The following is a 9,992-nucleotide window of genomic DNA, read 5'->3' on the forward strand; positions in this document are numbered from 1 at the left end:
ACGTCGCGCCCTGGTGCAGGGTGTTCCACCACTCCACCGAGTATTTGATGATCGGAATGTTGATCACGCCAACGATCGCCAGCACCGCGCAGGCCTTGGCGGCGCTGTCGCGGTTGCTGATGGCATTGCCCAGCGCGATCACGCCGAAATACAGAAACAGCAGAATCAGCATCGAGGTCAGGCGCGCATCCCACACCCACCACGAGCCCCAGGTCGGTTTGCCCCAGATCGCCCCGGTAACCAGCGCCACGGCGGTCATCCACGCACCGATCGGTGCGGCGCATTGCAGGGCGACATCGGCCAGTTTCATCTTCCACACCAGCCCGACCACGCCGCACACCGCGAGCATTACGTAGATCGACTGGGCGAGCATCGCTGCAGGTACATGGATATAGATGATGCGAAAGCTGTTGCCTTGCTGGTAATCCGGCGGCGCGAAGGCCAGGCCCCAGACCACGCCAACGCCGATCAGCAGCAACGCTGCAATGCTCAAGCACGGCAGGAACCTGCCGCTGATGCCGTAGAACCACTTGGGCGAGCCGAGCTTGTGAAACCAGGTCCAGTTCATACTGTTTCCATTACGGTTGCCGCTCATCATCGCGAGCTGGCAGAGGGTCATGCCTTTCTTCTGGAAGAAGTGGTCAATTTTTGACCAGGCCTCATTATTATTCGCCGACGCTGATCTTCAGGCCAGCGGCTATTGCAAAGGGTGTCAGGGTGATCGCCAGCGCTGTGAGGCTGGCCATCCACAACAGGTATCCGGTCGCCGGCATACCTTGCAGCGCCGCTTGCAACGCGCCGCTGCCAAGGATCAACACCGGGATGTACAACGGCAGAATCAGCAGCGCCAGCAACAGGCCGCCGCGCTTCAGGCCGACCGTCAGCGCCGCGCCGACTGCACCGAGCAGGCTCAACACTGGCGTGCCCAGCAACAACGACAGCAGCAGCACCGGCAGGCACGCGGCCGGCAACCCGAGCATCAGCGCCAGCAAAGGCGACAGCAGCACCAGTGCCAGACCGGAGAACAGCCAGTGTGCCAGCACCTTGGCCAGGACCAGAAGCGGCAGCGGGTGCGACGAAAGGACCCACTGTTCCAGCGAGCCATCTTCAAAATCACTGCGAAACAATCCATCCAGCGAAAGCAGGACCGCCAACAACGCCGCCACCCAGACTAACCCCGGGGACAGGTTTTGCAAGACTTGAGTTTCCGGGCCGACGGCCAGCGGGAAAAGGGCAATGACGATGGCAAAGAAAATCAGCGGATTGGCCAGCTCCGCCGGGCGGCGGAACAGCAGTCGCGATTCCCGGGCAAGCAGCAGGCCGAAGACGCTCATACCGCCCATTTCCCCAGATCGATGTCGCGATAACCGGCCGGCATGCGGCTCAGGGTGTGGTGGGTGGTCAGCACCACCAGGCCGCCGCGTTCGCAGTGGCCGGCCAGATGCTCTTCCAACTGAGCGACGCCCTGCTTGTCCAGCGCGGTGAACGGTTCGTCGAGAATCCACAACGGCGGGCTGTCCAGATACAACCGCGCCAGTGCCACGCGGCGCTGTTGGCCGGCAGAAAGACTGTGGCAGGGAACATCTTCGAAACCGCGCAATCCTACTGCCGCCAGCGCCTGCCAGATCGCCTCGCGTTCGGCGGGATGATGCAAGGCGCACAGCCACGACAGGTTTTCTTCGGGAGTGAGCAGATCCTTGATGCCAGCGGCGTGGCCGATCCACAACAGGTTTCGCGCCAGTTCGCTGCGTTGTTCGTTGAGCGGCTGACCATTGAGCAGCACCTGGCCATCGGTGGGTTGCATCAAACCGGCGAGCAGACGTAAAAGACTGGTCTTGCCGCTGCCGTTGGGGCCGCTGATCTGCACCATGTCGCCACTGGCCAGGCGCAATTCGAGGTTTTCGAAAAGCAGCCGCAGATCGCGTTCACACGCCAGGGCAACGGTTTGCAGGACAGGACTGGTCAAGGGATCACGGGCCTTATACGGTTCAAGTCGGCTCTGGAGCGGCCGTTAAAGAGATGCAGCATAGATGCTTTGATCGCTCGAACTGGCGAGCTGGATCAAACAATTGCCAGGTTTTTTGAACGAAGCGCACGACGCGCGGCATTATACATGCCGTGCCTTACTCTCAAGAGCGCAATTTCCTCAGGTTGTGTCCGCGTATGACAGGCGAAATGAACATCCTCCCGCTGCCGCCCACCGTGCCGGCGAGCGCTCGCCCGCAGATGGGTGAACTGCTCAAGCTGCTGACGCCGGTCGAGGGCTTGATAAGCGCGGGGCAAAGCGCCAAGGCTGAGGTGTTGTCGCTCAAGCAGGCCGATCAGACCTTTGAATTGTTGCTCAAAGTGACCCTCGACAGCGGCCGTCAGACCACCGTACAGGCCAGCAGCAACCTGCCGTTGCCACAGGGCACCAACCTGGCGATCACTCAGCCGTCGGCCGGCAATCTGGCAATCACCGTGCAGCAAGCGATCGCCAGCAGCGTCGCCACCCTGACCCGCATCGATACCGCGCAATTGCCCGCCGGCACCTTGCTGCAAGGCAAAGTCGTGACCTCGCAGGCACTGCCGCAGACGCCGGGGCAAGCGGCGGTATTTCGCTCGATGGTCACCCTGCTCAACACCGCATTGAGCGGCAGCACCTTGACCGTCGACAGCCCGCAGCCGCTGCGCATCGGCACCCTGTTGTCGGCGCAAGTGCAGGATGCGCAGACCCTCAAATTCGTGCCACTGAGCAGCCGTCAGGAACAACTGGCGGTGAGTCAGCAATTGCTCGGTCAGCAAAGTCGCCAGGGCTCGCTCGATGGCCTGCTGAAGATGTTGCAAAATCTGCCGCCTACCACTGACCAGACCTCGGCCGATCTGCGCGCGGTGGTCGAAAAGCTGCTCGCCAGCCTGCCGGACGTGCAGCAAATGAGCACCGCCAAAGGCGTGGCGCTTGCCTTGGCCAATAGCGGCGCGTTCCTCGAAGCGAAATTGCTCGGTGGACAAAATCCCACGCTCGCCCCGGACATGAAAGCCGACCTGCTCAAGCTGATCGCGCAACTGACCCCGGGCCTGCCAAGCAACACCAATTTCAATGCGATCATCGCCGCCAATACCCTGGCGCAGGCACTGCCGAGTTTCGTCCGGAACGCCCTCGGCACCCTCGGCCAGGTCAGCGCCAAACCGGTACCGAGCAGTTTCCCATTGCCCGAACGACTGCTGGCAAAACTCGAAGGCGAAGGTGATCTCGAACAACTGCTGCGCCTCGCCGCCGCAGCGGTGTCGCGCCTGCAAAGCCATCAGCTGTCGAGCCTGGAACAGACCGGCGTCACCGACGATGGCCGCCTGCTCAGCACCTGGCAGCTGGAAATCCCGATGCGCAATTTGCAGGACATCGTGCCGTTGCAGGTCAAGTTCCAGCGTGAAGATGCGCCGGAGCGCGAGCCGCAGCCACACGAACGCCGCGATGAGCGCGAAGCCAAGCAGCAACTGTGGCGCGTCGATCTGGCCTTCGATCTGGAACCGCTCGGGCCGATGCAGATTCAGGCGCAACTGATCGCCGGCAGCCTGTCCAGTCAGCTGTGGGCCGAGCGTCCGTACACCGCTGACCTGATCGAAAACAATCTGTTTGCCTTGCGCCAGCGCCTGCTCGATTCCGGGCTCAACGTCGGCGACCTCGACTGCCACCACGGCACGCCGCCGCAAGGCAACCAAACCCGCCTCGAACACCGCTGGGTCGACGAAACCGCATGAACGATTCCACTGCCCCACGCCAGGCCATCGCCCTCAAATACGACGGCAACCACGCCCCGACCCTCACCGCCAAGGGCGACGAAGAACTGGCCGAAGAAATCCTGCGCATCGCCCGCGATTACGAAGTGCCGATCTACGAGAACCCTGAACTGGTGCGCCTGCTGGCGCGGATGGAACTGGGCGACAGCATCCCCGAAGAGCTCTATCGCACCATCGCCGAGATCATCGCGTTTGCCTGGAACCTGAAAGGCAAATTCCCCGAGGGACAAGACCCGAACGCGCCGATGGTCGAGAAAGATGTGACCCTGCGCGGCGATGATTATTAAGACTTAAAAGCAAAAGATCGCAGCCTTCGGCAGCTCCTACATCGGGATTAGCGTTTCCCCTGTAGGAGCTGCCGAAGGCTGCGATCTTTTGATCTTGCTTGCCGCTAAAAGCTCGAAGCTACTAGCTGCTTTTGTGAAGCTTGCGCATCAACTCCGCCTCAGCCTGGGTCAACCCGCACGACTGAGTCAGTTCATCGACGCTGGCGCCCATGCCCACCAGTTTCGCCGCCTGGGCGAATGACAGGCTCGATGGGTCGCGTTGTTCCAGTGCAACGATCTTGTCCGGCAACGGACTCACCACCACGCGCAACTCGTGCAGAGCTTCGCCCATGCGCACGTTGCCGTTCTGGTAGTCGTCGACGCGTTTGGCCAGGTCCTTGATGCGCTGATCACGCAGCGCGTCGCCCTGAGCCTGCTGCGCAGCGATCACCCGCTGCGCCTTGATGTACGAGACGAACATCGCCAGCGTACCGGCCCAGAACAGGAACAGAACAATTACCGCAACCTCGAGAATCAAATCAGATGCTCTCCAGTTCCGACCATTCTTCTTCGCTCATCATCTTGTCCAGCTCGACCAGAATCAGCAGTTCGTTGTTCTTGTTGCACACGCCCTGGATGAACTTGGCCGACTCTTCGTTACCGACGTTCGGTGCGGTTTCGATTTCCGACTGACGCAGGTAAACCACTTCGGCGACGCTGTCGACCATGATGCCGACGACTTGCTTGTCGGCTTCGATGATGACGATACGGGTGTTGTCGCTGATCTCGCCGCTGTGCAGGCCGAAGCGCTGACGGGTGTCGATCACGGTGACCACGTTGCCGCGCAGGTTGATGATGCCCAGCACGTAGCTCGGTGCACCCGGTACCGGCGCGATCTCGGTGTAGCGCAGCACTTCCTGCACGCGCATCACGTTGATGCCGTAGGTTTCGTTATCCAGTTTGAAGGTCACCCATTGCAGGATCGGATCTTCAGAACCTTTTGCATTCGACGCCTGACTACTCATACCCTGACCCCTCGAAAAAACCGCCCCGGGCGGTGTGTGTTCTGTGTGGTGGCACTGGAAAATGCCATCGCCTGATTGTTATGTCGGCTGCTATGTCGGTTTATGTAGCGGCTTGTTGCCACTCAAGTGCTTTGCCCCGCCGCTGGCGATCAACTCGGCCAGTGCGGATACATCAAGCAATGCACACATGTGCTCGATCACGGTGCCGGCGAGCCATGGCCGCTGACCCCGGTGACTTCTCCATTTGATTTCATTCGGGTCCAGGCGCAACGAGCGGCTGACCTGATGCACCGCCAGCCCCCACTCGTAACCTTGTACCGAAATCACGTATTGCAGGCCCTGCCGGAAGTCATCGCGGTAACGATCCGGCATGACCCAACGCGCGGTGTCCAAGACTTTCAGATTACCGGCCTGGCTCGGCAGAATGCCGAGGAACCACTCCGGCTGGCCAAACAGCGGCGTCAGCTCGTGGCCGGCCAGCGAATAGATCGAGCCAAGGCACACCAGCGGCACCGCCAGGGTCAACCCGGCAACATCGAACAGCAAGCATTCGAAGGCTTCGGCAGCCCAGGCCGGACGGCCATCGGGCTCGACCGGTGGCGGCGGGTTGTTCGGCGGCAGATGCACTTCGACCAGCGGCGGGACCAGCACCTGCGGCTCAGCAATCTGCGGCGCGGGTTCTGGCTCCGGTTCGGGTTCCGGCACGGTCAATAACTGTGTTTGCAGCAGCGGCGCCAAGGTCGACAGCGGCGCGCGCGGTTCATCGATCAGCGCCACCGGTGCTTTGGCCACCGGGGCAGCAGCGGGCGCGGCGACCGGGCCGGCAGATTTCTGCGCGTCACGGGCCTGCTCTTCCAGCACCGCTGCCTGAAACTCGTCCATGGCCTCGGTGCTTTCCACCACATCAGGCTGCGCCGGTTCGACGACTGGCGGCAGCGCTTCGACCGACGCAGGCAAGTCCTCGGGCAGGTCGAGCAACAGGTCTTCCAGATAGGACTGCAAGGCCTGTTGCGGACGTGAAGTCAGCTTCACCGGCCGGTTCATGCGCGACTCCCTGTAGGAGCTGCCGAAGGCTGCGATCTTTTGATCTTTTCAGGAGCACTGACAGGCCAGATCAAAAGATCGCAGCCTTCGGCAGCTCCTACACGAATAAGGATCATGCTCAGGCCACCTGCGGAACAAGTTGCTGCGCGAGCAGGTGCTTGAGCAATGCGCGGTAGGCCAGCACGCCACGGCTCTTGCCGTCGAATTGCGAAGGCGTGACGCCCGCCCGGCTGGCGTCGCGCAGACGAGTATCGACCGGGATGTAGCCGTGCCAGATGTCTTCGGGGAATTTGTCACGCAGCACGCGCAAAGTGCCCATCGAGGCCTGCGTGCGGCGGTCGAACAGCGTCGGCACGATGCTGAACGGCAACGGCTGTTTGCGCGAACGATTGATCATCGCCAGGGTGTTGACCATGCGCTCCAGACCTTTCACGGCGAGGTGCTCGGTCTGCACCGGGATCACCAATTGCTGGCTCGCCGCGAGGGCGTTGACCATCAGCACACCGAGCAATGGCGGGCTGTCGATGATTGCGTAGTCGAAGTCCTGCCACAGCTGCGCCAGACTCTTGGCGATCACCAGGCCCAGGCCACTCTGCCCCGGCGACTGCCGCTCAAGGGTGGCCAGTGCAGTGCTCGATGGCAGCAGGGAAATCCGTTCGTCGCTGGTCGACAACAGCAACTGCCCCGGCAGGCCTTGCGGCACGCTGCCCTTGTGCAGAAACAGGTCGTAGTTGCTGTGTTCCAGGCTGTCGGGGTCGTAGCCGAAATAGCTGGTCATCGAGCCGTGCGGATCGAGATCGACCACAACCACGCGCTTGCCCGCCTCGGCCAGCAATCCGGCTAAAGCGATGGAGGATGTGGTTTTACCGACACCACCCTTTTGATTGGCGACTGCCCAGACTCTCATTCAGTTCGTTCCTCCCGGCCAGGTTGATTGGCCGAGACATGCTTCAGCGTGTTAATGCGGGCGACGGAGAATTGACGGCACTCTCGCGTCCCGGCGTCTTGACCGGGGTCGGTGCAGTTTGTGTGCCAGCGCGCTTCAACGCCGCATCCGGTTGCGCATTGGCGGTTCCGGTGCCGGTGAGGCTGCGGCGTACATCGAGATTGCGCGACACCACCAGCACCACGCGACGGTTCTTCGCCCGGCCTTCGACCGTGGCGTTGTTGGCCACTGGCTGGAATTCGCCGTAGCCCACCGACGCCAGTCGTCCAGGGTTCACACCCTGCATGGCGAGCATGCGCACGATGCTCGCCGAACGCGCCGAGGACAGTTCCCAGTTGGTCGGGTACTGCGCGGTGCGGATCGGTTGATCGTCGGTGAAGCCTTCGACGTGGATCGGGTTGTCGAACGGTTTGAGGATCGCCGCGACCTTGTCGATGATGTTGAACGCGATGTCGCTCGGCATGGCGTCGCCGCTGCCAAACAACAGGCTGGAATTGAGCTCGATCTCGACCCACAACTCGTTGCCGCGCACGGTCATCTGGTTGGAGCTGATCAAATCACCGAAGGCGGCGCTGATGTCATCGGCGATGCTTTTCAGCGGATCGCTGGCCCCGGATATACCGGCGTCGACCTGCTCGGCATCCTTGACCAGCGGCTTGGCCGGGGTCACGGTTTTCGGTCGTTCGTCGCCGATCGGAATCGGTTTGAGCGAGCGGTCGGAGTCGGTAAACACGCCGATCAGCGCTTCGGAAATGACTTTGTACTTGCCTTCGTTGATCGACGAGATCGAGTACATCACCACGAAAAACGCGAACAGCAAAGTGATGAAATCCGCGTAGGACACGAGCCAGCGCTCGTGATTGACGTGTTCTTCCTGGTGGCGACGACGAGCCATGAGGTTATTCCCTTAGTCCATGAAGCCTTGCAGCTTCAACTCAATGGAACGAGGGTTTTCACCTTCGGCGATCGACAGAATTCCTTCCAGCAACATTTCGCGATAACGCGACTGCCGCAACGCGATGGACTTGAGCTTGGCCGCGACCGGCAAGAGGATCAGGTTGGCACTGGCCACGCCATAGATGGTCGCGACGAACGCCACGGCAATGCCGTTACCCAGTTGCGACGGATCAGCGAGGTTGCCCATCACGTGAATCAGGCCCATCACCGCACCGATGATGCCGATGGTCGGCGCGTAGCCGCCCATGCTTTCGAACACTTTGGCCGCTTCGATATCGCGGGATTCCTGAGTGTAGAAATCCACTTCGAGAATGCTGCGAATGGCTTCCGGCTCGGCGCCGTCGACCAGCAGTTGCAGCCCCTTGCGCGAATAGCTGTCAGGTTCGGCGTCGGCCACGCCTTCGAGGCCGAGCAAGCCCTCCTTGCGCGCCGTCAGGCTCCAATTGACTACGCGGTCGATGCCGCCGGCCAGGTCGACACGCGGCGGAAAGAAGATCCAGCCGAGAATCTGCATAGCGCGCTTGAACGCGCTCATCGGCGATTGCAGCAGCGCAGCACCGACCGTGCCGCCCAGCACGATCAGCGCTGCCGGGCCGTTGGCCAGCGCGCCGAGGTGGCCGCCTTCAAGGTAGTTGCCGCCGATGATGGCGACGAACGCCATGATGAGGCCGATAAGGCTGAGAACATCCATCAGATACACGCCTCGACGATGTGCTTGCCGATGTCGTCCAGACCATACACGGCGTCAGCCAGATCGGCTTTGACGATGGCCATCGGCATGCCGTAGATCACGCAGCTTGCTTCGTCCTGCGCCCACACCGAACTGCCGCCCTGCTTGAGCAGACGCGCGCCTTCGCGGCCGTCGGCGCCCATGCCGGTCAGCACCACTGCCAGAACTTTGTCGCCGTAGGACTTGGCTGCAGAACCGAAAGTGATGTCCACGCACGGCTTGTAATTCAGACGTTCGTCACCCGGCAGAATCTTCACCGCGCCACGGCCGTCGATCATCATCTGCTTGCCACCCGGCGCCAGCAGCGCCAGGCCCGGACGCAGGATGTCGCCATCCTCGGCTTCCTTGACGCTGATACGGCAGAGCTTGTCGAGACGTTCGGCAAACGCTTTGGTGAACGCCGCCGGCATGTGCTGGATCAGCACGATCGGCGCCGGGAAGTTCGCCGGCAACTGCGTCAGTACGCGTTGCAGCGCAACCGGGCCGCCCGTCGAAGTGCCGATGGCAACCAGTTTGTAGGCTTTGCGTTTCGGAGCCGGCGACGAAGCGCTGGCAGCGGATGCACGGGCAGGCGCAGGCGCAGGTGCCGGACGTGCCGGGACAGGGCTGCTGTGGCTCGTGAGGCTGCCGTAGCTCGACGCTGCCGGAGCAGGCGTCGGCGCTGGCGCAGCGGCGGGAGCCGGCGCGCTGTAGGCACTGAAACGACGATTGCTGCGCGAGATGCTGTGGACTTTCTCGCAAAGCAGTTGCTTGACCTTCTCGGGGTTGCGCGAGATGTCTTCGAAATTCTTCGGCAGGAAATCCACCGCGCCGGCGTCCAGCGCATCGAGGGTTACCCGCGCGCCTTCATGCGTCAGCGAGGAGAACATCAACACCGGGGTCGGGCAGCGCTGCATGATGTGCCGCACTGCCGTGATGCCGTCCATCATCGGCATCTCGTAGTCCATGGTGATCACGTCAGGCTTGAGGGCCATGGCCTGATCGATCGCCTCTTTACCGTTGGTGGCCGTGCCGACCACCTGGATGCTCGGATCCGCCGAAAGAATTTCCGAGACGCGGCGGCGGAAAAAACCCGAATCGTCCACCACCAGGACTTTGACTGCCATAAACACTCCATTAGGTGCAGCGGCGCGTCATCGCGCCGCCGCCCCGGATTCAAATACGCTTTGTGGCGTAACGCTTGAGCATGCTTGGAACATCGAGAATCAGCGCAATGCGGCCGTCACCGGTGATGGTGGCGCCGGACA

At 61.8% G+C, this 9,992-nt stretch carries 12 protein-coding genes; 2 read left to right on the forward strand and 10 right to left on the reverse strand.

Annotated elements, in window-relative coordinates:
* The 3 genes from D8U60_RS26540 to ccmA form a co-directional block, all read right to left on the reverse strand.
* A partial coding sequence (locus tag D8U60_RS26540; RefSeq protein WP_130901334.1) for a heme ABC transporter permease occupies positions 1-568 on the reverse strand: 568 nt, incomplete at its 3' end.
* Positions 569-665: 97 nt separating this feature from the next.
* Entirely contained in the window at positions 666-1,334 is a 669-nt protein-coding gene (ccmB, locus tag D8U60_RS26545) for a heme exporter protein CcmB (protein ID WP_051600627.1), read from the reverse strand.
* Entirely contained in the window at positions 1,331-1,966 is a 636-nt protein-coding gene (ccmA, locus tag D8U60_RS26550; protein ID WP_024012124.1) for a cytochrome c biogenesis heme-transporting ATPase CcmA, read from the reverse strand. Before ccmA ends, ccmB begins: the two co-directional genes overlap by 4 nt.
* A 197-nt stretch (positions 1,967-2,163) precedes the next feature.
* Here ccmA and D8U60_RS26555 point away from each other — a divergent pair, with 197 nt between their 5' ends.
* Positions 2,164-3,738, forward strand: coding sequence for a flagellar hook-length control protein FliK (locus D8U60_RS26555; RefSeq protein ID WP_130901335.1), 1,575 nt, complete (start codon positions 2,164-2,166; stop codon positions 3,736-3,738).
* Positions 3,735-4,064, forward strand: coding sequence for an EscU/YscU/HrcU family type III secretion system export apparatus switch protein (locus D8U60_RS26560; protein WP_122611600.1), 330 nt, complete (start codon positions 3,735-3,737; stop codon positions 4,062-4,064). The genes D8U60_RS26555 and D8U60_RS26560 overlap by 4 nt, the downstream gene beginning before the upstream one ends.
* A gap of 121 nt (positions 4,065-4,185) precedes the next feature.
* Here the strand turns inward: D8U60_RS26560 and D8U60_RS26565 are convergent, their stop codons facing one another.
* The 7 genes from D8U60_RS26565 to D8U60_RS26595 all read right to left on the reverse strand — a co-directional run bounded on the left by D8U60_RS26565 (position 4,186) and on the right by D8U60_RS26595 (position 9,851).
* Positions 4,186-4,581, reverse strand: a complete 396-nt coding sequence (locus D8U60_RS26565; RefSeq protein ID WP_130901336.1) for a DUF2802 domain-containing protein — start codon at positions 4,579-4,581, stop codon at positions 4,186-4,188.
* A gap of 1 nt (position 4,582) precedes the next feature.
* On the reverse strand, positions 4,583-5,068 hold the full coding sequence (locus tag D8U60_RS26570; RefSeq protein ID WP_016771050.1) for a chemotaxis protein CheW: 486 nt from the start codon (positions 5,066-5,068) through the stop codon (positions 4,583-4,585).
* Between the two features lie 90 nt (positions 5,069-5,158).
* Positions 5,159-6,112 (reverse strand): CheW domain-containing protein, encoded by a 954-nt coding sequence (locus tag D8U60_RS26575; RefSeq protein ID WP_130901337.1) that lies wholly within the window; start codon positions 6,110-6,112, stop codon positions 5,159-5,161.
* 118 nt (positions 6,113-6,230) lie between these two features.
* A complete protein-coding gene (locus D8U60_RS26580) occupies positions 6,231-7,019 on the reverse strand; it encodes a ParA family protein (protein ID WP_039763606.1) in 789 nt (262 codons plus the stop codon).
* 43 nt (positions 7,020-7,062) lie between these two features.
* Entirely contained in the window at positions 7,063-7,953 is an 891-nt protein-coding gene (gene motD / locus D8U60_RS26585; protein ID WP_016771054.1) for a flagellar motor protein MotD, read from the reverse strand.
* A gap of 12 nt (positions 7,954-7,965) precedes the next feature.
* Entirely contained in the window at positions 7,966-8,706 is a 741-nt protein-coding gene (locus D8U60_RS26590; protein ID WP_016771055.1) for a flagellar motor protein, read from the reverse strand.
* Positions 8,706-9,851, reverse strand: a complete 1,146-nt coding sequence (locus D8U60_RS26595) for a chemotaxis response regulator protein-glutamate methylesterase (protein WP_130901338.1) — start codon at positions 9,849-9,851, stop codon at positions 8,706-8,708. The genes D8U60_RS26590 and D8U60_RS26595 overlap by 1 nt, the downstream gene beginning before the upstream one ends.
* Positions 9,852-9,992: the final 141 nt, after the last annotated feature.

The organism is Pseudomonas sp. Sample_11, assembly GCF_004307505.1.
In the GTDB taxonomy this organism is placed as follows: Bacteria; Pseudomonadota; Gammaproteobacteria; order Pseudomonadales; family Pseudomonadaceae; genus Aquipseudomonas; species Aquipseudomonas atacamensis.

What these genes read in the sequence shown, in the direction of transcription:
- D8U60_RS26570 (WP_016771050.1), bottom strand. Translation starts at nt 5,068, where the DNA reads ATGAGTAGTCAGGCGTCGAATGCAAAAGGTTCTGAAGATCCGATCCTG.
- D8U60_RS26560 (WP_122611600.1), top strand. Translation starts at nt 3,735, where the DNA reads ATGAACGATTCCACTGCCCCACGCCAGGCCATCGCCCTCAAATACGAC.
- D8U60_RS26555 (WP_130901335.1), top strand. Translation starts at nt 2,164, where the DNA reads ATGACAGGCGAAATGAACATCCTCCCGCTGCCGCCCACCGTGCCGGCG.
- motD (WP_016771054.1), bottom strand. Translation starts at nt 7,953, where the DNA reads ATGGCTCGTCGTCGCCACCAGGAAGAACACGTCAATCACGAGCGCTGG.
- D8U60_RS26595 (WP_130901338.1), bottom strand. Translation starts at nt 9,851, where the DNA reads ATGGCAGTCAAAGTCCTGGTGGTGGACGATTCGGGTTTTTTCCGCCGC.
- D8U60_RS26580 (WP_039763606.1), bottom strand. Translation starts at nt 7,019, where the DNA reads ATGAGAGTCTGGGCAGTCGCCAATCAAAAGGGTGGTGTCGGTAAAACC.
- D8U60_RS26575 (WP_130901337.1), bottom strand. Translation starts at nt 6,112, where the DNA reads ATGAACCGGCCGGTGAAGCTGACTTCACGTCCGCAACAGGCCTTGCAG.
- D8U60_RS26590 (WP_016771055.1), bottom strand. Translation starts at nt 8,706, where the DNA reads ATGGATGTTCTCAGCCTTATCGGCCTCATCATGGCGTTCGTCGCCATC.
- ccmB (WP_051600627.1), bottom strand. Translation starts at nt 1,334, where the DNA reads ATGAGCGTCTTCGGCCTGCTGCTTGCCCGGGAATCGCGACTGCTGTTC.